We start from the raw sequence: 22,519 nt of genomic DNA on the forward strand, positions 1-22,519 counted from the left end.
GAAGGGCTCGAGAGACTCCGGGTCCGGCGGGCCGCCCTGAGGAGGCTCTCGAGGGCGTGGGTGCTCCGGCGTGGAGTCGGCGAGTAGCGCCGGATCGGGTGGACGCGAGAATCCGCCGCGGGCGAGCAGGTCGTGCGGCGCTCACGCGACGTCGTGGCGCCCCTCCCCACCCACTTGAGCGCCAGCACACCGACCCCCAACTTGGCCAATATGTCCGTATATTCAGCATGCGCAACCGGGGGTTGACCATTCCATCAAGCGCCTCTAGGTTTCTCGCAGCCCACTGGTACATCGATTAACCACATGGTTAACGTCCTGGTTGGAGACATCCCGCTGTGCGCTCATCCCTGAGTCGGCGCGGTTTCCTCGCAGCAGGCTCCGGCCTCGCCGCCGCTACCGCAATTCCCGCTCTGTCCGGCTGTTCCACACTCGCCTCGGCCGATTCCGACCCCGACACCCTGCTCGTCCACACCCAGCTCGGCACCACCGCACCGGGCTCCCCCACCTACAAGGCCGTCGTGAAGACGTTCGAGGACGAGAACCCCGGCCTCCGGGTCAAGAACCTCGTCAACGGCGACGATCTTCCGCAGGTGTACGAGACCTCCCGGCTGGCCCGCAAGGAGCCGGACGTGGTCATGGTCAATCTCTACGACAAGACGCTGGCCTGGACCGATGTCGGCGCCACCGTCGATGTGAAGGGGTACCTCGACGACTGGGGGCTGCGCGAGCGCGTCCTGCCCGCCGCTCTGGCGGAGTGGACCGACGGCAAGGGCAGGCTGCGCGCCTTCCCGTACTTCGCCACCAACTGGCCCGTCGCCTACAACACCGCCCTGCTGGACCGCGCCGGCGTCGGCTCCGTCCCCACCACCGGGGACCAGCTGATCGGTGCCGCGCGCAGGCTGCGCGCCAAGGGCATAGCCCCGGTCACCGTCGGCGGCAACGACTGGACCGGGCAGAAGCTGCTGGCCCAGATCATCCAGACCTTCCTCACGCCCGACGAGGCCAGGAAGGTCTACACGAGCGGCGACTTCAGCGGCAGCAGGGGCGCCCGCGAGGGCATCGACTACTTCGTCCAGCTGCGCGACGCCGGTGTCTTCGCCGACAAGGCGCAGGGGCTGACCTCCGACACGATGACCACGCAGTACAACACCGAGGCGGCGGCCATCCAGTCCGCGATGTCCTCGGCGCTGGCGAAGGTCGCCCCGAAGCCGGCGAGCCACACCGAGGTCGGCGGCTGGCCGCTGGCCCCCGGCGCCTCTCACAGCAAGCCGACGATCCTGCGCTCGTACACCCTCATCGGCTTCTGGATCAGCCCCAACGGCGTCAAGAAGCTGTCTTCCGTCGAGAAGTTCCTGCGCTTCATGTACCGGCCCGAGGTGGTCTCGCGCTTCATCACCGAGAGCGGGCGGGACATGGCTCTGGTGACGGACACGGTCAGCAAGGACTTCCCGCTGGTGGCCAAGGCACAGCAGCTCGGTGACCGGGTCGGCCAGGTCCTCCTGCCCGACCTGTATGTACCTCCGACGGCCACCCAGCCACTGATCACGGCGACCAGCACCGCATTCACCCGGGGGACGAGCGCGGCCGCCGTGCGCTCCGCCCTGGAATCCGCCTACCGCACGGCCTGATCCGCGCGCCCGAGCCCTCTGCGAGTCCCCTCATGACGTTGCTCTCGTCCGCCCCGGGCGGCGCCTCGGTCCGCCGGCCGGATCCGCCGTCGCCGTCTCCCGCCGCACCTGCGCGCCGCAAGCAGGGCGGGGTCATCCTCGCCGTGCCGGCGCTGGTCTGGTACCTCGTCTTCATGGTCGGCCCGCTGGTCGCCATCTTCGTCATCGCCGCCCTGCACTGGCCCGGCATGCTCCAGCCGGTCTCCTTCGCCGGTCTCGACAACGTGCGCGCCGTACTCGACGACCCGGTCTTCTGGGACGCGGTGGGCAACACGGCCGTCCAGCTCGTCGTCGCACTGCCCGTGATGATCGTGTGCGCGTACATGCTGGGGTACTACGTCGCCCAGAAGCCGCCGGGCCACCGCGTCCTGCGGTACCTGCTCTTCATCCCCGGCCTGATCTCCACCCCGGCCAAGGCCATGGTGTTCTACGCGGTCCTGTCGCCGGACGGTCTGCTCAACGGCGGGCTGGACAAGGTCGGTCTGGGATCGATGGCCGACGCCTGGCTCGCCTCGCCGTCCACCGCCCTCTACTGCCTGATCGTCCTCGACGTATGGAGCGGCATCGGATTCACGGCGGTGCTGTTCGCCGCCCGGCTGGGCAGTGTGCCGGACGAGATCGGTGAGGCCGCCCAGCTCGACGGCGCCGGACACTGGCGTGCCATGTGGCGCATCCACTTCCCCGTCATCCGTGACTTCGTCGGTGTCGTGACGATGCTTCAGTTCCTGTGGACGCTCTTCGGCTCCGCGCAGAACGTGCTGCTGCTCACCCAGGGCGGCCCGGGAAGTTCGTCGACAACGTTGTCCTTCCTCGTGTACCAGAAGGCGTTCATCGCGGCCGACCTGGGTTACAGCCAGACCGTCGGTGTGGTCCTGTTCCTGGTCGGTCTGGCCGGGCTGCTGACCATCCGTCGCGTCTTCCGCCAGAACTACTGATCGGAGCGGTTCCATGAAGTTCGGAAGGTCCTGGCTGCCGGCCCACGTCCTCGCGTGGCTGTACGCGGCGCTGCTGGTGGTCCCCCTCTACTACCTGCTGGTCTCGGCGTTCAAGACGAACGACCAGATCTTCGGGAGCCCGTTCTCCCTGCCGACCTCGTTCTCCCTGCACAATTTCGGGGAGGCCTTCTCGTCCGCGGACCTGGGGCCGGCCGTCGTCAACTCCGTGCTGGTCACGGTGCTGGCGCTGGCTCTCACCCTGGGGCTCGCCATTCCGGCGGCCTTCGCCATCGCCCGTACGGAGGGACGGCTCGGGGCGTTCGTGGAGCGGGTGTTCTCGCTGGGTTTCCTGGTGCCGACGTTCGCGGCGCTCTTCCCCACGTTCCTGCTCGCCGCGGCGACCGGACTGTTCCATACCCGCGCCTTCATGGTGCTGTTCCTGCCGGCCACGGCGATGCCGCTCTCCGTCGTGATCCTGGTTCAGTTCATGCGGACGATCCCGCACGAGATGGAGGAGGCGGCACGCCTGGACGGCGCGTCCACCTTCGCCGTCCTGCGGCACGTGTACACGCCGATGTGCATGCCGGGGATCGCGACCATCCTCCTGCTGAACTTCCTGACCTTCTGGAACGAGTACCTGTACTCCCTCGTCATCATCGGCCCGGACCCCGAGCAGCGCACCGTTCAGGTGGCCCTGCCCACCCTGAAGTCCCTGACCGGCACCGACTACGGCATCCTGACCGCGGGCACGGTACTGACCCTGGTCCCGGTCTGGGTGGTGTACACCCTGCTCCAGAAGCGCATGCAGCAGGCTCTCGTCAGCGGGGCGGTGAAGATGTGAAGGTACGTACCGAGGAGCGTCCCGAGGACGCCGGACATTCCACGAGCACGGCACCCGGGCCCCCGCGCGGTGCCCGCGCGGGATCCGAAGGAGCCGCCCGGCCCACGATCAAGGCTGTGGCCGCAGCGGCCGGCGTCTCCACGGCCGCGGTGTCCCAGGCCGTCAACGGCACCGGCCGGATCTCGGATGCCACGCGCCGCCGGGTCCTGGAGGCGGCCGCCGAACTGGGCTGGTCGCCCAGCGCGTCGGCGTCCGCGCTGCGCCGGGCCCGTACCCGTACGATCGCGCTCGTCGTCCGCCGTCCCACGGACGTGCTCGGCGCCGACCCGCACTTCAGCGAGCTGATCACCGGCCTGGAGGGGGAACTGGCCCCCCGGGGCTACGGTCTGCTGCTCCACCTGGTCGCCGACATGGCCCAGGAGAGCGCGCTGTACGAACGGCTGGTGGCGGAAGGCCGCATCGACGGTGCGGTGCTGACCGACGCACGGGCGGACGACCCGCGCCCCCAGTTGTTGCGGGGCCTCGGGCTGCCTGCCGTCCTGCTGGGTACGCCGGACCCGGCGTCGCCGGTGCCGGGCGTCGGCCTCGGGCAGCAGGACGCCGGTGTCCGTGAGGCTGTCGCGCACCTGCTGGAGCTCGGCCACCGGCGTTTCGCGTACGTCGCGGGTCCGGCCGAGCTGGTGCACACCGGGCTGCGCCGGGCCGCGTTCGAGAGCGCCCTCGCCGAAGCGGGGCTGCGCCCCGTCGCCGTACGGCACACCGATTTCACGGAGCGGGCGGCCGTCGCCGTCACCGAGGAACTGCTCGCGCTCCCCGACCGGCCGACCGCGTTGGTGTTCACCAACGACTCCATGGCCGTCTGCGGCATCGGTACGGCCCAGCGCGGTGGGCTACGGGTGCCTGAGGACGTGTCGGTGGTGGGGTACGACAACCTGCCGCTCGGCCGCTGGCTGCACCCCCGGCTCACGACCGTGGACCAGCAGGTGCAACGGGTCGGTGCGGCCGCCGCCCGCGAGCTGCTCGTCCGGTGCGGTGAGGACGTGTCCCCGCCGGTCCTGGACGGACGCCCGACCCTGGTCGTACGGGAGTCCACCGGTCCCGCACCGTCCGCGCCCTGACTCGTGGGCTCGCCGCCCCGTACCCCACGCGGCCCACCGTGGCTCCCCCGCCCCGGCCCGAACGGGCCGCCGCCTGCCGTACCCGCCCCACCCCCGTACTTCGAAGAGGTCAGAGACAGACCATGCGACGCCACAGCGCCCAGCTCACCCATGACTCCGCCGTTCTCCCTTGGCTCGGCGCCAACTTCTGGTCCCGCACCGGTGGTCCGCTGATGTGGCGGAACTACGAGCCGAAGACGGTCCGCGAGGAGTTGGCCGTCCTGCGGGACCACGGGCTGAACATGACCCGGTCCTTCTTCTACTGGCCCGACTTCCACCCGGAGCCCGGGCGGATCGACGAGGAGCTGTGCGACCGCTTCCGTGACTTCCTGGACGCGCACACCGAGGCCGGGATGGGGACGGTTCCCACCTTCATCGTCGGCCACATGTCGGGCGAGAACTGGGACCCTGCCTGGCGTGGGAACCGCGATCTGTACGAGGACGTGTGGCTCGTCGGGCGGCAGGCGTGGTTCGTCTCCCAGATGACCCGGCGCTTCAAGGACCATCCCGCGGTCACCGGCTGGCTGATCACCAACGAGATGCCGGGCTACGGCCGGATCTACCAGGTCGACCCGCCGTCCAGTGATGTCGTCACCGCCTGGGCGCAGTTCATGTGCGACGCGGTGCGCGCGGCGGGCGGCACCCAGCCCGTCTCGCTCGGGGACGGCGCGTGGGGCATCGAGGTGACGGGCCGCGACAACGGCTTCTCGCTGCGGGACACCGCCGAGTACGTGGACTTCGTGGGGCCGCACGTCTACCGCTCGGACACGGACCGGCCGCGCCAGCACTACCGCGCCGCGTTCGAGTGCGAACTCGCCGCCGTGACCGGACAGCCGGTCGTGCTGGAGGAGTTCGGGCTCTCGACCGACACGGTCTCGGCTGCGAACGCGGGCGTGTTCTACCGGCAGACCCTGCACAACTCACTGCTCGGCGGGGCCACCGGCTGGATCGCCTGGAACAACACGGACTACGACGAGCTGTGGGAGCAGTCGCCGTACGACCACCACCCCTTCGAGATGCACTTCGGGATCACCGACCACACCGGCCGGCCGAAGGAGCCTCTGCGGGAACTGGCCGATTTCGCCGAGGTGTTGAAGCAGGTCGACTTCCCCCGCTGCCGTCGGACGGACGCTGACACCGCCCTGGTCGTGCCCGCCTTCCTGGAGCGCGGCTACCCCTACAGCCGGCCCGCCGACCGGCCGCTCATCTTCACTTCGCTGCACCAGGGGTACGTGGCCGCGCGCGGCGCCGACCTGCCCGTGGCGTTCGCCCGGGAGGCGGACGGGCTGCCGCAGGACGCGGCGCTGTATCTGCTGCCGTCGACGCGGCAGTTGACCACTCGAACGAGGCGGGATCTGGAGCGTCGTGCCCGTGAGGGCGCCACGGTCTACCTGTCGTTCTGCTCGGGCGAGCACCCGGCGACGCGCGGTCCGTGGTTCCACGACCTGGACGGTCTGTTCGGCGTGGAGCTCCAGCTCTCCTACGGTGTCGCGGAGCCGATCGAGGACGACGTCCTGGAGATGACGTTCGCCGAGGACTTCGGTTCCATCGCGGCGGGCGAGACCCTGACCTTCCCGGTCGCCGGCAACGAGGACAGCCGCGCGTACCTGCCGGTCGTCACGGCCGGAGCGCGGGTCGTCGCCACCGACGCGCACGGCCGCCCGGCGCTGCTGTGCCACGAGACGGGAGAGGGACGTACGGTCCTGGCCACCTACCCGCTGGAGCACATGGCCGCTCGCACGGCACGGGCCAATCCGGAGCAGACGCACCGGCTGTACGCCGCGCTCGCCGAACTCGCGGGCGCGGCGAGGCCGGTGACGGTCGATTCGCCGTTCGTCGCCGCCGACACCCTCGTCCGCGAGGACGGTACCCGTTTCGTGTGGCTGGTGAGCCAGTCGGCGCAGGAGCTGACCGTGCGCCCGTCCGCGGACGGGGAGCTGCGCGAGCTGACGGGCGGCGAGCCGGTGCGGGACGTGGTGATCGCCCCGTACGGGGTACGCGTCCTCGAACTGCGCTGACCGGCCGGACCGGCGTACCCACCCGACCCCCAACTGTCCTGACCGTCCCGCCAGTTCCGTGAAAGTGAGCCACCCGATGTCGTCCGAGCCGCTCTTCCGGGACCCTGGGGCGCCCGTCGCCGACCGGGTGCGTGACCTGTTGGCCCGGATGACACTCACCGAGAAGGTGGGCCAGGTCAATCAGCGGATGTACGGGTGGGACGCGTACGAACGCACGTCCTCGGGCCACCGGCTGACCGAGGCGTTCCGTACGGAGGTGGCCGCCCACGGCGGGATGGGTGCGCTCTACGGGTTGCAGCGGGCCGACCCCTGGTCGGGTGTCACGGCGGCCACGGGCATCGGTGCGGCGGACGGTGCACGGGTCTCCGACACCGTGCAGCGGCACGTCGTGGAGAACACCCGGCTGGGTATTCCTGTCCTGCTGGTCGAGGAGATGCCGCACGGCCTCCAGGCGCTGGACGGAACCCTGCTGCCGGTCAACCTCGCGGTCGGTGCCACCTGGAATCCTGAGCTGTACGAGGAGGCCGCCGCCCTTGCCGCCGCGCAACTCCGGTCGCGCGGCGGGCATGTGGCGCTGGTGTCCGCGCTCGACCTGGTGCGGGATCCGCGCTGGGGTCGCGCCGAGGAGTGCTTCGGCGAGGACCCGTACCTGGCGGCGCGGTTCACCGAAGCCCTGGTGCGGGGTGTTCAGGGACCGCCGGAAGCCCGGTTCGGGCCGGACCGGGCCGCTGTCGTGCTCAAGCATTTCGCCGGGCAGGGGGCCACGGCCGGCGGGCGCAACAGCGCGGCCACCGAACTGGGCGCCCGCGAGTTGCACGAGATCCATCTGGAGGCCGCTCTGGCCGGGGTCCGCGCCGGGGCGGCGGGAGTCATGGCGGCGTACAACGAGTTCGACGGCATCCCGTGTGCGGCGAACCGGGATTTGCTGACCGGGATCCTGCGCGAACGGTGGGGGTTCACCGGTCTGGTGATGGCCGACGGGCTCGCGCTCGACCGCCTGGTGCGGCTGGCCGGGGACCCGGTGGCGGCCGGCGCGCTGGCACTGGAGGCGGGTACCGACCTGAGTCTGTGGGACGACTGCTTCCCCCGGCTGGAGCAGGCCGTGCGGGGTGGCTTTGTCGATGAAGGTACTCTCGACATCGCCGTCGGGAGGGTCCTCGCGCTCAAGTTCCGGCTCGGCCTCTTCGAACGCCCGTACACCGGGGAGCGCACGCCGGCTCCGGGGCCGGAGCTGCTGAGCGAGCGCATCGCCCGGGAATCCGTCACGCTGCTCGCGCACGACGGCGAGGTGCTCCCGCTCACCGGCCACGTCCGACGGATCGCGGTCATCGGCCCCAACGCCGACTCCGTACCGCAGCAGATCGGCGACTACACCGCGCCCCAGCGGCCGGGCACGGGCATCAGCGTCCTCGACGGTCTCAGGGCCGCGGCACCGGCCGGCACGGACGTCACGTACGGCCGGGGCAGCGATCTCGTCGGCGGTGACCTGTCGGCCGTACCCGAGGCGGTCGCTCTCGCCGCCGGGGCCGATGTGGCCGTGGTGGTGCTCGGCGGTTCGAGCGCGCGGGCGTCGGGCACGCACTTCGACGCCAACGGAGCGGCGGTCGTCACCTCCGGCAACCCCGTGGAGATGACCTGCGGGGAGGGAGTGGACCTGGCCGAACTCGGGCTTCCGGCGGGCCAGTCGGCCCTGCTCGACGCGGTCGCGGCGACAGGGACTCCTGTCGTCGTGGTACTGGTCCAGGGCCGCCCCCATGCGCTGCCGGATCTCTCCGACCGGGCCGGGGCGGTGCTGAGCGCCTGGTACCCCGGCCCGTGGGGCGGGCGCGCGGTGGCGGACGTGCTGTTCGGTGCGGCGGAACCCGTGGGCCGGCTGCCCGTCTCGGTGCCACGGTCGGCTGCGCAGCTGCCCGTGTTCTACAACGGCAAGGACCACGGCTACCGCGGCTATGTCGACCAGCCCGCCCTGGCGCGCCACGCGTTCGGCCACGGCCTGTCCTATGCGTCGGTCGAGTACGGCGAACCGCGGCTGTCCCGCACGTCCGTCGCCGTGGCGGAGTTCGCGGGGGACGCACGTCCCGGGACCGCGGCGCCGCTCCTGTGCACGGTCGAGGTCCACAACACGGGCGACCGGTCCACGCGGGAGACGGTGCAGCTGTACGTACGCCGAGTGGTCGGCGGAACGTCGTGGCCGCGTGTGAGGGAGCTGCGCGGCTTCGCCCGGGTCGCGCTGGAGCCCGGGGAGCGTGCGGAGGTCTCCTTCCTGGTGGAGGAACGGACCCTGGCCTCCGTCACCCGGTCGTGGGAACGTGCGGTGGAGCCGGGAGAGTTCGCGATCGAGACGGGCCCGTCCTCGGACCGGACCCGCGGCGCCCGCCTCCGTGTGACAGCGCCGGCGAGCGGCACCTTGCGGTAGCACCGGCCGGCCACGGAGATCGCGTACACACAGCGGACAAGAAGTTGTCACACAGGAACCGGAATGCGTGTCCGGCGGCATCCGGTTCGAACTGACATGACTGTAGGAGTAGCACTCCAAGCATCCGGCCCCGACAACCAGATCGATGCCACCGTGCGGCTTGCCGCGGAGGCGGCGGCCGCGGGGCTCCGCTCCGCATGGTTCGGGCAGACCTTCGGCGCCGATTCCCCGCAGCTCGCGGCGATCGTCGGGCGTGAAGTACCGGACCTCCAGGTGGGCACGTCCGCGATCCCCGTCTTCGGCCGCCATCCGTTGCTCGTCTCCAGCCAGGCCCAGACCGCGCAGGCGGCGACCCACGGCCGCTATCACCTCGGGCTGGCGCTCGGGACCAAGCTTCTGACCGAGGCGGGTTTCGGCATTCCCTACGAACGGCCCATCGCCCGACTGCGGGAGTTCCTCACCGCTCTGCGGCAGTTGACCGAGACCGGCACCGCCGACTTCCACGGCGAACTGCTCACCGCCACCACACCGTTCCCGGCACGCGTTCCGGGAGCCGAAGGCGGAGTGCCGATCCTGGTTGCCGCGATGGGACCTCAGGCGCTGCGCGTCAGTGGCGAGTTGGCGGACGGGATCCTTCCGTACCTCGCCGGGCCTCGCGCCCTGTCCGAGCACATCGTGCCGGCCGTGACGGCGGCGGCGGAGGCCGCGGGCCGCCCCGCGCCCAGAATTGTGGCTCTGGTGTACGGCGTGGTCACCGACGATGCCGACGCCGTACGGGCGAAGGCATCCGAACAGCTCGCGTTCTACGAGCAGTTCCCGTCCTATGCGCGGGCCGTCGAACTCTCCGGCGGCAAACGGGCTGTCGACGTGGCGGTGATCGGCGACGAGCGCGCCGTCGCCGACGAGGTGCGGCGCTACCGGGACGCCGGGGCCACGGAGGTGGTGTTCTCGGGGACGGACATCGCTGGGGACACCGACCGCCGCCGCACCTGGGATCTGCTCGGCGAGCTTGCGGAATAGATGGTTCCTGGGTCCGCTCGACGTGGCTGATCGTCACCGGCCCTTGACTTGGAGTGCTCTCCAGCATTTAGCGTCTCGGGCATGACGACACCTCAGCACAAGATCGGATCGGGCTTCGGCGCCCGGAGCACCGCGGACGACGTACTGAGCGGGATCGACCTGTCCGGCAGCACTGCGATCGTCACCGGTGGCTACTCGGGGCTCGGCCTGGAGACGACCCGCGCCCTGGCGGGTGCCGGAGCCCGCGTCATCGTCCCCGCGCGGCGGCGGGCGGCCGCACAGGAGGCGGTCGAGGGCATCGACGGTGTCGAGACCGACGATCTCGACCTGTCCGACCTCGAAAGCGTCCGTGGTTTCGCCGAGCGGTTCCTGGCCTCCGGCCGCGAGGTCGACATCGTGATCAACAACGCCGGGGTCATGGCCTGCCCCGAGACGCGTGTCGGCCCGGGGTGGGAGGCGCAGTTCGCCACCAACCACCTCGGGCACTTCGCGCTGATCAACCATCTCTGGCCGGCGATCGTCCGCGGTGGCGCGCGCGTCATCGCCGTGTCCTCCGGCGCCCACGGCATCACCGGCGTGCGCTGGGACGACGTGCAGTTCGAGCACGGCTACGACAGGTGGCAGGCGTACGGGCAGGCGAAGGCGGCGAACGTCCTGTTCGCCGTGCACCTCGATGCGCTCGGCCGCGACTCCGGAGTCAGGGCGTTCGCTCTGCATCCGGGCAGCATCCTCACCCCGCTGCAGCGCCACCTCGCGAAGTCGGAGATGGTCGACGCGGGCTGGATCGACGAGGACGGCAACCTGGCCGATCCCACCTTCAAGACGCCCCAGCAGGGCGCGGCGACGCAGGTGTGGGCGGCGACCTCCCCCCAACTGGCGGGCCTGGGCGGCGTGTACTGCGAGGACTGCGACGTGGCCGAGCCGGCCGGCGACGGTTCGGAGGGCGGCGTACACGCACACGCGACCGACCCCGAGCAGGCCGCACGCCTGTGGGCGCTGTCGGCCGACCTCACGGGCGTCGACGCTTTCGCGGCGGCACCGTAAGCCCGTGTTCTGTCTTTCGGGAAACGGGCCCTAAGGGAACCAGGCCCTTTGGTCCGCCTGGGCACGGGTGGTTGTGAGAGTTGACTCTCACATAATGTGAGAGGAGACTCTCACGTCATGGACTCCAGGAACCGGCTGGGCGATATCGAGATCACCGATCCGCAGGCGATGCGGGCGTTGGCGCATCCCGTGAGGCTGGCGATCCTCGACCGCCTCCTACGGCACGGGCCGGCGACAGCCACGCAACTCGCACCCGAGGTGGGAGCCACTCCCTCGGTGACCAGCTGGCATCTGCGGCACCTGGCGGGTTTTGGACTGGTCCGTGATGCCGAGGCCGGGGCGGATCGCCGGCAACGGCGGTGGGAGGCGGCGGCCCGTGGCTTCCGGTTCGAGGCGCCGGAGGACGAGGAGGGCAGGTCGGCCGCGCAGGTCCTGTCCCGGGAGATGTTCGTGCGCTACGGGAATCTGCCGGACAGGTGGCTGGCCGAGGTCGAGCCCGGCCTGGAGCCCGCGTGGCAGAGGGCGGGTGGACTGGCCAACACCCGTGTGGTCGTTTCGGCGGAGGAACTCGCGGCGATTCAGGACGGGATCGAGCGGGTGCTAGCGCCTTACGTGACACGCGACCCTGCCGAGCGTCCGGCGGGAAGCCGTGGCGTACGGCTGATGCGTTACGCATTGCCGGAACAGGACGAGGGGCAGACGGACGGTCCCCTGTGAGCGCCCCGACGACGGACGCCCCGATATCCCTGTGGCGCAACCCGCGCTTCCGCCGGTTCTGGGCGGGACAGTCGATATCGGAGTTCGGTGACCGGATCACCGAACTGGCCCTGCCACTGATCGCCGTGACCGTGCTGAGTGCCTCGGCCAACCAGGTGGCGTGGCTGACCGCGCTGATCTGGACGCCGAACCTTCTCGGGATCTTCCTGGGGGCCTGGGTCGACCGACGCGTCCACAAGCGGCGCCTGATGGTTCTGGCCGATCTGGTGCGCGGTGCGGTGCTGCTCAGCCTGCCCGTCGCGTACCTGCTCGATACGGTGAGTCTTGGTCAGCTGTATGCCGTGGCGCTGCTGACCGGCGCGGCGGCCGTGTTGTTCAGCACCGCCTATCCGCCCTTCTTCGTGTCGCTGGTACCTCGCTCCTCCTACGTCGAGGCCAACAGCAAGCTCAGTACCAGCCGGTCGGTGTCGTACGTGGTCGGGCCGGCGGTCGGCGGCGGTCTCGTGCAGGCGTTGACCGCTCCGGTCGCTGTCGTCCTCGATGCGCTGTCGTATCTGGTGTCCGCGTTCCTGATCGGGAGGATCCCTCTCGGTGAACACCTCGCCGCCACCGAGGAGAACGCGGTTCCTCCCCTGCTCCGGCGTGCCCGGGAGGGGATGGCCTTCGTGGGGCGGCACCCGGTACTGCGTGCGGGGCTCTGCTGCGCGGCGACCGTCAACTTCTTCACCTTCGTCGCGGGCAGCGGGCTGATGGTGCTGTTCGCCAGCCGGGTGCTGGGACTGTCCGCCGGAGTCATCGGCCTGGCGCTGGGCATCGGCTCGACCGGCGCTCTCCTCGGTGCCGTCATCGCCCCGAGGGTCTCGCAACGTATCGGTGTGGGCCGCAGCATCGTTGTGGGAGCCGTGCTGTTCCCGGCGCCGATCGCCATCGCAGCGTGCGCGGGCGGCCCGCTCTGGGCGCGTGCCGGGGCGCTGGCCGCGGCGGAGTTCCTCTCCGGAGTCGGCGTCATGCTCTTCGACGTCAATCTCAACTCCCTGCAGACCAGCGTGATCCCCGATGGCATGCGCAGCCGCGTGGCGGGCGCGTACAGCACGCTCAACTACGGCATACGCCCTGTCGGAGCCCTCGTCGGCGGCCTGCTCGCCACCGCCTTCGGCCTGCGGGCGGCACTGCTCGTGGGGGCCGCGGGCGGAGCACTGTCGCTGCTCTGGCTGCTCTCGTCGCCCATACCGCGCATCCACTCCCTGGCTGCCGACGACGTGGCCACGACACGGGGTGATGCGTCACCGGACAAGGTCGGATAGAGGGACGATCTGTTCTGCCGTGCGGGGCGGGGGGGACGTGTCCCCACACCTCCGCGGCGTGCCCGGCCTACCCGGGGGACGTGGGGCGGGCCCGCCACAGGTCGCGGAGCAACGCGATCTCGGCCATGTGGTGGACGAATTCGAGGTTGGCACCCGACAGCACGGCGATGAACGGATCGTCGGGATCGGAGCCGTACGGGTACTGCGACAGACCGACCGTGTCGAGCTGCTCGTCGGTGAGGGTGGCGACGCTGTCGCGCCAGCGGTCGATCAGCGCCCAGAACCGCTCGAGGGCCAGGGCTGCGGAGGGGGTGAAGTCGACGAGCAGTTTCGGGTCCTGCCGGCGTTCCCCGAAGGTCCATTCCCAGCCGCCCGCGAAGCAGGAGTGCAGGTGCGCCAGCCGCCACGCGATGGTGGTGACCGGCGTCGCGTCGGGCTCCGGCGTACCGGTGTGGGCGAGGACCTGCTCGACCCGCTCGGTGCTCACGCTCCAGTCTTCGGCGATCTTGGCGACGGTCATGCCGCCGGCGGCCTGCCGGGCCACCTCCGCGTACTCGCTCGCCGGGATGTCGGGTGCACCTTGGTCGAGCACCCACTCGCCCGGCCCGTACGCCCGGGGCGTGGCCGCCTCGCCCCGGCGCCGGACCGACCAGCAACCGGGCACGGGTTCCCACAGGTACTCCTCGTCGCCGAGGCCCGTAAGCCTCACGTGGGCCATCTCCCTGGCCTGGTCGAACTGATCGAGCAGTACGCCCAAACGGTCGGTCCGCGCGCCCTCGATCGCCATGCCCGGCTCCCCTCGTCGTCCCGTCCCGTATCCCACCGCGCTCAGGCGGAAGCTCGCGGCCCGCCGTACGGCGTGCGACTGATTTCCTCGCCGGGGAAGCCCTGCGGCACGGCACCGAGTGGTGTTCTCAGCCGTCGAGTTGTCTCCAGCCGTCGAGTTGTCTCAGGACGCCGAGACGACGAGGTGAGCGGCGAGTGCGGTGATCAGGCTGCTGGAGACCAAGGTGGTGATGAGCCGCCCACGGCTGCCGGTCAGCGTTCGGCCCAGCAGTGCTCCGCCGCCGACGAGCAACAACTGCCAGCTGGTGGAGGCCGCGCATGCGGCAAGGACGAATGCTGCCTGTTCCAGGGGGTGGGCAGCCACTGCGATATCGCTGCCGAGCACGAGTGCCGCGAAGTAGATCACGGTCATGGGGTTCATCATCGTGATCGCCAGCAACGCCGCATACGCCCGCGCAGGAGTGAGGGGCGCCGTATCCGTCCGGGCCGCCGCGTGCCGTCTGCGGAACTGGCGGATGCCTGTGGCGCCGCCCCAGAGGGCCAGCACGATGAGGACCGAGGCGGAGGCCCACCGCAGGGGAAGCATGACCGGCTCGATGAGGGGAGTGATCGTGGAGCCCCCGACCACCGCGATCAACGCATAGAGGCCGTCAGCGGTCGCGACCCCCAGAGCGGCGCACGCACCGACCTTGGGAGACGTCCGCGCTGTCAGGGCCACCAGGTAGGTCCCGACCGCTCCCACCGGCATGGCGATGCCATAGCCGGCGAGAAGCCCCGCGACCAGAACGGCGCTCACGAGTGCGGGAACGTAGGCCTTCGCAGGCGGCCCGGCTGCTGCTGGACTCGCACCGATCGGGCGGTGGAGGTCAGAAGCATGGCGGCGGTGGTCGTAGTCATGGGCGGATGTTGTCGTCAGCGCAGGCGGTCTTTCAAATCATTTTCCCTTTCTTCCCAGCCGGCGCCACGACCGCGGCGGACCGTGACCTCCTACGAGGTGGTCGGTGACCGTCACCGAGAGCCGCTGTCCACCTGTCGGCACCTCGAAATCCACAAGGCATCCGGTCGAGGTCCAGGCATGATGCCCTCTGTGAACCATGTGCTGTGCGGACTTGCCGCCAATGCGGCTCTGCCGTCCGAGCTGGTCGACCGGCTGATAGCGGTCGCGGACGCCGACATCGCCGTGGACCTCGCCGGTCGCGCGGACCTCAGCCGTGCGCAGGCGGTTGCGTTGGCCTCGCGCGTCGAAGAGAGTGCTCTTCGACTTGCGTACCAGGGCCGGTTGACCGCCGCCGACGTTGATCCCGCGACACAGCCTCGCGCCGCGCTCGCCCTGCTCGAAGAAGGTGTCGGCAACCCGGAGTGGGCTCGCCTCCTTGCGGCCGATCCCGTCGTCGAGCACCGGGAGAAGCTGGCCGCCTGCCCCGGCCTCCCGCCCGATGTGGTGGAGATGCTCGCCACGGACCCGGACGTGCGCGTGGTCACGGAGTTCGCGTTGTGGACCACGCCTGATGTGGCCGCCAGGCTTGCGGAGCATCCGCATGCTCAGGTCCGCCGCGCTGTGGCGGCCAATGAGGCGACGCCCCCGACCGTACTGGCGGCGCTCATCAGCGGCGAAGGGCTGCCTCCCGCGCAGCGGTGCCTGGTCTGCGACCGCGAAGACCCGCCGTTCGTGCACGATCCGCACTGCTCACGGCTGGACTGCGATCTGCTGCCGGGCGCCTCCTGCGACGGCTCCCACGAGTCCACCGTGCACGACTTGCTGCATGCGGCTCTGCAGAACCCGGCCACACCCGTGGAAGCCGTCGTCGGCTTCGCCGACCATCCGTCGATTCTGCTGCGCTGGGCGCTCGCCGCCCGCCCCGACCTTCCCCCCGAGGTGTGCGCTCGGATCGCCGTAGATCCCGCTCCCGGTGTACGCGCCGACCTCGCCGCAAATCCCTCGATCGACGACGCCGTGATCCGCGTACTGGCCGACGACGGTGACCACGACGTGCGGCGACAGCTCGCGCACAACCCACATGTGCCGCTCGACGTGCTGACCCGACTGGCCGGCATGACCACGGTCGGCTCCACCCTGCTGCCGCGGATCGCGTCAGCCTCCCCCTCCGAGGTCAGGGAGCTGGCTCAGTCACCGAACCCGGCCGCGCGGATGCTCGTGGCCCAACGACGGGATCTGCCCGCCGAGATCCGCGACGCGCTGGCCACCGACCCCGACGCGAAGGTGGTCAAGTCCGTCGCTCCGCACCCCGGCCTCCACGAATCGCAGCTGCGCGCCATGGCCGACCGGCACGGAGTCAGGGTCATCGCCAAGGTGGCGGCCAACCCGGACGCGACTCCGGCACTGCTGGAGTACCTGACCCGCCATGAACCACCGGTACAGAAAGCGTTCCGCGAGATCGCCCGGCACCCCAACGCGACGGCCCCGGCGCTGCTCGCCTGCTTGGCGGACCCTCAGGCACGGCCCATGGCCGCCGGTCATCCGGCGCTCCCGCCGCCGGTCGTCGCAGAGCTGCTCACCGATCCGAACGGCCGGGTGGCCGAAGCGGCGGCGGCCAACCCGTCGCTGCCGCTTGCTGTGATGACGGATCTACTGCCCCAGGGCCGGCTCAAGGCGAAGGTCCGCTCGATCACCCAGCGGGCGTAGGGTGCGGCGGCACGGACAGCCTCGCATAGGCTGATCGACTCATCCGACGTACCACGACAAGGGAAATCAGCCCATGGGCAGCAGCACCAGGATCCGTCTGATCGAGCCCGCGGACGCCGCTCCGATAGCTGCGCACAGGGTGCGGGACGTCGAGGCCTTCCGGCCGTGGGAACCGGCCCAATCGGCCGACTTCTTCACCCCGGAGGGCCAGGCGGCGCGCATCGACAGCCTGCTGGCCGGATACCGGGCCGGTACGGTCTGGCCGGGTGTGGTGCTCGCCGACGACCAGGTGATCGGGCAGGTCACCGTCGGAGGCATCCTCCCGCAGCCGCACCTGCGCCGTGGCTCCGTCGGCTACTGGATCGCCAGCACCGCCCAGAATCAAGGGCACGCCGGGCACGCCGTCGGTCTTGCACTCCGGGTGATGACGGACGAACTCGGGTTGCACCGCGCCGAGGCGTCCACCAACCTGGAGAACCTGCCGTCGCAGCGGGTACTGCGCCGCAACGGCTTCACTCCGTACGGCGTCGCGCACTCCTCGATCTTTCTCGATGGGAGCTGGCGGGACGGGCTGCTGTGGGAGCGGATTCTCAGCGACTAGGTTCTGTCCGGCGGATCATGCCCGGCAGCCCATCGGCGCCGAATCCCTTGGCGACCCGCGGGACCTGGAGCAGGTGGAACAGGTGGGCCCGTCGATAAATGCCTCGACATCGGTCGTGGTGATCGGGGACGCTTCGCGCGATGACCAGAATCGACGACACACCGCCTGCGTGGGACGAGCGCACCCAGCTCACCACGTTCCTCGACTACACACGTGACACCGCCCGCGCCAAGTGCGCCGGCGTCTCTGCGGAGAACGCCCATAAGGCGCTCCTGCCGGGCTCACCGCTGATGACCATGAGCGGAGTGGTCAACCATCTCCGCTGGGTCGAGTACTACTGGTTCCAGGTGGTCTTCCTCGGCGAAGAAGACCGGGGTCCCTGGACCGAGGAGGACCCCGACCGCGAGATGCGCATCGCCGTCGAGTTCCCGCTCACGCAGTTGCTCGACGAGTACGCCGAACAGAGCGCCCGCTATCGCGAACTGGTCGCCGGGAACGACTTGGCCACCAAGGCCGAGCGAGCCGTCCGCAAGGGCCTCCACGTCGACCTTCGCTGGATCCTCCTCCACCTCACCGAAGAGACAGCCCGTCACAACGGCCACCTGGACATCCTGCGCGAAATGCTCGACGGCACGACCGGCGGCTGAGAGGTCGTCTCAGTCGGATCGGGGAGCCGTGGTCCCCGCCACCTTCCGACCCGGTTTCGCATCAGTGTCTGGTGCTGTGGTCCAGGATCGCGGCGACGAGCGGCGTGTGCACCTCAGGTGGGAGTGCGTGCCCCATGCCGGGGATCTCGATGATGCGTGCGCCTTGAATCGCCTGGGCGAGGTGGTGGGGATGGGGCGGCGGGGAGACCGGTTCGGCGGGAGCGGAGATGACGAGGGTGGGCACTGTGGCCAGTGCCAGTTGCTCGGTGCGGTCCAGGTCGGACGCGTCGGCGCGGGCATGCGCGGTGCTGGCGGCGTAGTGCCCGGTGTGCTCGATGACCTTTCGCTCCAGGGCGCGGGCGTATTCGGCGTCGAAGGGAAGCTGAGTGCCGCCCAGGATCCGCCAGTGCTCGACCCGCCGTTCCAACTCCGCTTCCAGGCCGAGATCCACAACGGGACGGGACCACATCTCAAGCAGGCGGGGTGCGATACCGGGGAGTTCCTCGGGCGGGATCCGGGTTCCGTCCGGCTGGGTGTACGGGACGGTGCTGAGCGCGCTCGTGCCGATCAGCGTCGCGCTGAGCAACCGGTCGGGATGGTCGGCGATGAGGAGTTGGGCGAGCATGCCGCCAAGTGACATACCCACGATGTGGGCGCGTTCGACGTCGAGGCCGTCCAGCACCGTGAGAGCGTCTTCCGCAAGTTGGCCGAGGGGATAGGGCTGTTGGTCGAAAGCCCAAGTGGAGCGACCGGTGTCGCGGTGGTCGTAGCGGATCACGCGATGGCGGGAGGTGAGCTGGTCCACCAGTTCGTCCGGCCAGCCCAGGCCGGATGCTTGCGCTCCCATGATCAGCAGCATCGGAGGCGCGTCGGTGGCACCCCGGTCTTCCGTCCACAGGCGTACACCGGGTGCTGCGTCGACGAAGCGTTCCATGGTGCTCCTCCAAGGCGAGTCGAACACTAGACGAGACGTATCGTATCGCTTATGGAGCGACGCAGCGATCAGTGCGCAACACTGAGAGGATGTCCTGATCGATTGAGGCGCCGGTAGCAGGTCGGGGCACTGGCCAAGCTGACGGAAGCGTGACAGTGGGCGTATGCGCCAAGGGTGCGGATGGCCTGCGGCGAGGTGCACCAGGCCGAGGGCCGAGCCGGTGTCAGAGAGCGATCAGCCCGGCGGAAGTCCCCCGGAAGCCACAGGCATCCAAATAGAACGAACGCAGATGTTCCTCGAAGTCGACGTGAAGCCACTTACATTCCGCGGCCCGGGCCTCCTTGGCCGCAGCTGCGACAAGCGCGGCGCCGACCCCTCTCGACCGAAGGTGCCGGGCGACCACCGTGTCCAGGATGAAGGCGTGTGCTCCGCCGTCCCAGGCAACGTTGACGAATCCGATCAGAGAGCCGTCTTCCCACGCGCAGACCCAGCCGAGGCTGTGGCGCTCCAGTCGTGCTCGCCAGTCGGTCTGAGTAACCGGGGAGGCGAAGCCCTCGGCGTGCAACTCGTCGAGCGACGAGTCATCGAAATCGCCCCGCCACTCATACGTGATCGCCACGCCCGGATCATAGTGCCCGGGGCAGGACCGGCCGGAATCGACTACTGGGCCCCGCTTGCGGAGAAGTGGAAAAGTCGGCACACCGAACGACTGACGGTTCTGTCGAGCGGGGCCGCCCAGCCCCACTCCAGTGTCAAGAAGATGGCCCTTCAACAGCGTGCAGTCCTGGAACTAGTGACGGTCCGTCGTCGCAGGTCATCAAGGCCTACGGCAGGAAAGTGCCGCAGAAGGAGAGGGGCTCCCGTCCCGCTGCGGGCACCGATCGTTCTCCGACGACTCATGACAAGCCGTCGGACCGGAGACAACGCCTCAGGCGCGGCGGACCCGCCAGAGCCATGCTGCCGTGCCGGCCAGCAGAACGACCATCACCAGGTTGGCCAGGAGGGCCGGGCCGTCGCCCGAGGGACCACCGTTGGACAGGTTCCAGGTGACTATGAGGGCACTCGGCACGACGGCGGCGAGCAGTACGCCGGTGGTCTTCTGGACGGCGGTCCAGTGCACTGAGGTACAGAGAAGTACCGCGCCGGCGATGCGGAACAGCACGCCGAACACCGGCCCGGGGAGGTCGGGGAAGACCATCATGAAGGGCAGCGAAAGGGTGAGCATCAGGAGCGGGACCAGGGGGTGCACCTTGCCACGCCGGGCGGGTGTACCGACGCCGCCCCGGTCCGACGCCGCGGCGGCCCCACTACCCGCCTCGGCCAGCGCCGTCGCCGCGATCGTGCGGGGGTCTCCCAGCTCCGCCAGGACCTCGCCGATGGGGGTGTCGGGGCGTTCGACGCGCGTCACCTCGATGTGCTCGGCAAGGTCGGCGAGGAGTTCCTGGCGACGGTCGGCAGGGAGCGCGGAGGCTTCGCGCTCGACGGCGGAGAGGTAGTCGCGTACGGGGTCGGCAGAGGTCTTCATTCGGAGTCTCCGGTGGAGGGGTGCGGGGTGGTCAGGAAGGCGTCGACGGCGTCGCGGAAGCCGGGCCAGACGCGGGTGAACTCGTCGAGTGCGGCCCGGCCGCTGTCGGTGAGCGCGTAGTAGCGGCGGGGTGGTCCGGATGCGGACTCCTGCCAGGTGGTGGTGACCAGATCGTCGCGGCGGAGCCGGGAGAGCAGCGGATAGACCGTCCCCTGGCTGGTGGCCAGGGCACCGGAGTCCTGCAGGGCATGAAGGAGTTCCACGCCGTAGCGGGGGCGGTCCCGCATCAGAGCGAGTACGCAGTACTCCAGGACACCCTTGCGCAGCTGGGCGGCCGCCCGGGCCTGCCTGGCCGAATCACCTGGTTCCATGCGATGCAAGATACCTGGTGGGGCAAGTAAACGGGAAGGCGGGGCGCGGATCCCTGTGACCCATCAGTCCGGGGTTGCGGGTAGCGGCAGCAACCTCTCCCGGAACGTGGCGGCTTGCCGTGCGCACGCGACGCGACTGGCGGCGGATCAGCCAGGCAGGGCTGCGGCTGCTGAGCTGTCCCGGCGACGCAACGGGCAGCTCGGGGTGCCCGTGGACCGGACGCTCAAGACCGAGCGGCCTGACCGGGCTTCTCGGACAGCCGGTTGAGGCGGTCCCGTTGAGCTGCCGTCAGATTGAGGTCTGCCGAGGCAAGGTTCTCCTCCAGGTGGCCGATCCGCGAGGTACCCGGGATCGGAAGGATGACCGGCGAGTGGCCGAGAAGCCAGGCCAGGGCGACTTGCGTGGGGGTGCCGCCGGTCTCGGCTGCTACTGCAGCGATTTCGGCCCTCTCCCCCGACGCTCCCCACGCGACGGGCCGCCAGGGCAGAAAGGCGATCCCCGCGGCCTCACAGGCGGCGAGCACGGGCTCGTGCTCCCGGTCGAGCAGGTTGTAGCGGTTCTGGACGCTCGAGACGTCGATGATCTCCCGAGCCCGGCCGAGTTCGGCGGTGGTGACCTCGGACAGGCCGATCCGCCCGATCTTCCCTTCGGTCTGCAGCTCCCGCAGCGTGCCGAGCTGGTCGACGAGTGGTGTTTCGGGATCGATGCGGTGCAGTTGCAGCAGCTCGATCCGCTCGACGCGCAGTCGGCGCAGGCCCTGTTCGACCTGCGCGCGCAAAGCGGCCGGTCGGCCGTCCAGCCCCCACTCGCCCGACTCGGGCGACCGGGTCACGCCGACCTTCGTGGTGATGAGCAGCCCCTCCGGGTAGGGATGCAGAGCCTCAGCGAGCAGCTCCTCATTCGCTCCCCCGCCGTACATGTGCGCGGTATCCATCAGGGTGACGCCGAGTTCTACGGCCCGCCGGGCTACCGCGACGGACATGTCCCGGTCCGAAGCGGGCTCGGTCGGCAGGTGCATGGCCCCGAACCCGAGCCGTCGTACGCCCAGGTCCCCACCGATATGAAACGTATTCGATACCATTGCAGGTTTCACCCCTTAATCAACTGGTCACGCTAGCAGCGCAGTTGACTGTGTCGACGGACCGAGGCTGGGAACAGCCGGGTGGTCGGGCGGAGGAAGCCGCACAGCGCGCCTTCAGTTGGGCGAGTCCGCCCATGCGCACAGCTCATCGATGAACCGGCTCGGCACCGAGGGCTTGAACTGGGCTTCGTTCCACTGTTGCCACATGCCCCCTGAGGTGAGGAAGCGGGTGGCGTATTCGGTTCCGGCCCGGCTGTCGATGTGGAGGAGCGCGCTGATGGCCCAGTGCTGGTCGTACTGACAGTCAGGCCGCTGCAGATAGCGTTCCAGGTAGGCGGCCAGGTACAGGGCGTCTTCCTCCGCGCAGAAGCGTGCGAGAGCGAAGCAACAGCCCTGACCGGAGAAGCACAACTGGCTGGCCAGAAGCATGTCCCCGAGCACATCTCGGAAGTACTCACGGCGGCCCACGCCGATCAGCCAGGCAGCCGTGAGGCGGGAGCGCCACTCGCTCTCCAGGAGGATCTCGAGTTCCTCGTCGGTGATCGCCTCGGCGGCCGAACGCAGGGACTGCAGGAAGGGTGCGCGTTCGCTCTCGTCGTCGTGCAGGAAGTTGCCGTGGAGCAGATGGAGGTAGCGCCCGATGCCGTTGGTCGTGGGATTGACGTAGCGATCGATGACGTCGAGGAGCTCGGGGTCCGAGGAACGAGGAAAGCGCATGACGGCATCTTCCCGTTCGCCTGCCGGCCAGCCGACTTCGGGCGCCTGCACGCGCCGTGTCGAAGCCTCAGCGAGGCCGTGTCGATTGTGGCT

The 22,519-nt window shown here is 69.8% G+C and carries 21 protein-coding genes; 13 read left to right on the top strand and 8 right to left on the bottom strand.

The window, feature by feature from the left end; translation table 11 throughout:
* The first annotated feature begins 335 nt into the window (after positions 1 to 335).
* From ACFQ6X_RS25310 to ACFQ6X_RS25355, 10 genes are all read left to right on the top strand, one after another.
* Positions 336 to 1,628 carry an ABC transporter substrate-binding protein gene (locus tag ACFQ6X_RS25310; protein ID WP_383184648.1) on the top strand — a complete coding sequence of 431 codons (1,293 nt, stop codon included), beginning with the start codon at positions 336 to 338 and terminating at the stop codon, positions 1,626 to 1,628.
* 32 nt (positions 1,629 to 1,660) lie between these two features.
* The gene (locus ACFQ6X_RS25315; protein WP_383184649.1) at positions 1,661 to 2,602 is read left to right on the top strand and encodes a carbohydrate ABC transporter permease; all 942 of its coding nucleotides are present in this window, start codon (positions 1,661 to 1,663) and stop codon (positions 2,600 to 2,602) included.
* A gap of 13 nt (positions 2,603 to 2,615) precedes the next feature.
* Positions 2,616 to 3,443, top strand: a complete 828-nt coding sequence (locus tag ACFQ6X_RS25320; RefSeq protein WP_329214588.1) for a carbohydrate ABC transporter permease — start codon at positions 2,616 to 2,618, stop codon at positions 3,441 to 3,443.
* A 116-nt stretch (positions 3,444 to 3,559) separates the two neighbouring features.
* Positions 3,560 to 4,561, top strand: coding sequence for a LacI family DNA-binding transcriptional regulator (locus ACFQ6X_RS25325; RefSeq protein ID WP_383184749.1), 1,002 nt, complete (start codon positions 3,560 to 3,562; stop codon positions 4,559 to 4,561).
* A gap of 122 nt (positions 4,562 to 4,683) precedes the next feature.
* Positions 4,684 to 6,618, top strand: coding sequence for a cellulase family glycosylhydrolase (locus tag ACFQ6X_RS25330; RefSeq protein WP_383184650.1), 1,935 nt, complete (start codon positions 4,684 to 4,686; stop codon positions 6,616 to 6,618).
* 76 nt (positions 6,619 to 6,694) lie between these two features.
* Positions 6,695 to 9,034 (top strand): glycoside hydrolase family 3 N-terminal domain-containing protein, encoded by a 2,340-nt coding sequence (locus tag ACFQ6X_RS25335; RefSeq protein WP_383184651.1) that lies wholly within the window; start codon positions 6,695 to 6,697, stop codon positions 9,032 to 9,034.
* Positions 9,035 to 9,130: 96 nt separating this feature from the next.
* Positions 9,131 to 10,054 carry an LLM class F420-dependent oxidoreductase gene (locus ACFQ6X_RS25340; protein WP_383184652.1) on the top strand — a complete coding sequence of 308 codons (924 nt, stop codon included), beginning with the start codon at positions 9,131 to 9,133 and terminating at the stop codon, positions 10,052 to 10,054.
* Between the two features lie 81 nt (positions 10,055 to 10,135).
* Positions 10,136 to 11,098 carry an SDR family NAD(P)-dependent oxidoreductase gene (locus tag ACFQ6X_RS25345; protein WP_383184653.1) on the top strand — a complete coding sequence of 321 codons (963 nt, stop codon included), beginning with the start codon at positions 10,136 to 10,138 and terminating at the stop codon, positions 11,096 to 11,098.
* Between the two features lie 117 nt (positions 11,099 to 11,215).
* A complete protein-coding gene (locus ACFQ6X_RS25350; RefSeq protein ID WP_383184654.1) occupies positions 11,216 to 11,815 on the top strand; it encodes an ArsR/SmtB family transcription factor in 600 nt (199 codons plus the stop codon).
* Positions 11,812 to 13,119: an MFS transporter gene (locus ACFQ6X_RS25355; protein ID WP_383184655.1), complete on the top strand. Its 1,308-nt coding sequence runs from the start codon at positions 11,812 to 11,814 to the stop codon at positions 13,117 to 13,119. The genes ACFQ6X_RS25350 and ACFQ6X_RS25355 overlap by 4 nt, the downstream gene beginning before the upstream one ends.
* Before the next feature lie 67 nt (positions 13,120 to 13,186).
* On the opposite strand, the gene ACFQ6X_RS25360 is transcribed toward ACFQ6X_RS25355, so the two are convergent.
* Complete coding sequence (locus tag ACFQ6X_RS25360) at positions 13,187 to 13,906, bottom strand: DinB family protein (RefSeq protein ID WP_383184656.1); 720 nt, start codon at positions 13,904 to 13,906, stop codon at positions 13,187 to 13,189.
* A gap of 162 nt (positions 13,907 to 14,068) precedes the next feature.
* Positions 14,069 to 14,701 (bottom strand): LysE family transporter, encoded by a 633-nt coding sequence (locus tag ACFQ6X_RS25365; protein ID WP_383184657.1) that lies wholly within the window; start codon positions 14,699 to 14,701, stop codon positions 14,069 to 14,071.
* Between the two features lie 291 nt (positions 14,702 to 14,992).
* Between ACFQ6X_RS25365 and ACFQ6X_RS25370 the strand changes: the two genes are divergently transcribed.
* The 3 genes from ACFQ6X_RS25370 to ACFQ6X_RS25380 all read left to right on the top strand — a co-directional run bounded on the left by ACFQ6X_RS25370 (position 14,993) and on the right by ACFQ6X_RS25380 (position 17,797).
* The gene (locus tag ACFQ6X_RS25370) at positions 14,993 to 16,549 is read left to right on the top strand and encodes a hypothetical protein (RefSeq protein WP_383184658.1); all 1,557 of its coding nucleotides are present in this window, start codon (positions 14,993 to 14,995) and stop codon (positions 16,547 to 16,549) included.
* A gap of 73 nt (positions 16,550 to 16,622) precedes the next feature.
* On the top strand, positions 16,623 to 17,150 hold the full coding sequence (locus ACFQ6X_RS25375) for a GNAT family N-acetyltransferase (RefSeq protein ID WP_383184659.1): 528 nt from the start codon (positions 16,623 to 16,625) through the stop codon (positions 17,148 to 17,150).
* 140 nt (positions 17,151 to 17,290) lie between these two features.
* Positions 17,291 to 17,797, top strand: a complete 507-nt coding sequence (locus ACFQ6X_RS25380) for a DinB family protein (RefSeq protein WP_383184660.1) — start codon at positions 17,291 to 17,293, stop codon at positions 17,795 to 17,797.
* Positions 17,798 to 17,858: 61 nt separating this feature from the next.
* Here ACFQ6X_RS25380 and ACFQ6X_RS25385 read toward each other — a convergent pair whose 3' ends face one another.
* The 6 genes from ACFQ6X_RS25385 to ACFQ6X_RS25410 all read right to left on the bottom strand — a co-directional run bounded on the left by ACFQ6X_RS25385 (position 17,859) and on the right by ACFQ6X_RS25410 (position 22,426).
* Complete coding sequence (locus tag ACFQ6X_RS25385) at positions 17,859 to 18,731, bottom strand: alpha/beta fold hydrolase (RefSeq protein WP_383184661.1); 873 nt, start codon at positions 18,729 to 18,731, stop codon at positions 17,859 to 17,861.
* Between the two features lie 223 nt (positions 18,732 to 18,954).
* Positions 18,955 to 19,350, bottom strand: a complete 396-nt coding sequence (locus ACFQ6X_RS25390; RefSeq protein ID WP_383184662.1) for a GNAT family N-acetyltransferase — start codon at positions 19,348 to 19,350, stop codon at positions 18,955 to 18,957.
* A 309-nt stretch (positions 19,351 to 19,659) separates the two neighbouring features.
* A complete protein-coding gene (locus tag ACFQ6X_RS25395) occupies positions 19,660 to 20,256 on the bottom strand; it encodes an HAAS signaling domain-containing protein (RefSeq protein ID WP_383184663.1) in 597 nt (198 codons plus the stop codon).
* Positions 20,253 to 20,627 carry a PadR family transcriptional regulator gene (locus ACFQ6X_RS25400; protein WP_383184664.1) on the bottom strand — a complete coding sequence of 125 codons (375 nt, stop codon included), beginning with the start codon at positions 20,625 to 20,627 and terminating at the stop codon, positions 20,253 to 20,255. The genes ACFQ6X_RS25395 and ACFQ6X_RS25400 overlap by 4 nt, the downstream gene beginning before the upstream one ends.
* A 224-nt stretch (positions 20,628 to 20,851) precedes the next feature.
* Entirely contained in the window at positions 20,852 to 21,709 is an 858-nt protein-coding gene (locus tag ACFQ6X_RS25405) for an aldo/keto reductase (protein ID WP_383184665.1), read from the bottom strand.
* Positions 21,710 to 21,823: 114 nt separating this feature from the next.
* Positions 21,824 to 22,426: a DUF6000 family protein gene (locus ACFQ6X_RS25410; RefSeq protein WP_383184666.1), complete on the bottom strand. Its 603-nt coding sequence runs from the start codon at positions 22,424 to 22,426 to the stop codon at positions 21,824 to 21,826.
* Positions 22,427 to 22,519: the final 93 nt, after the last annotated feature.

The sequence above is a fragment of the Streptomyces sp. NPDC056452 genome, assembly GCF_042796085.1.
In the GTDB taxonomy this organism is placed as follows: domain Bacteria; phylum Actinomycetota; class Actinomycetes; order Streptomycetales; family Streptomycetaceae; genus Streptomyces.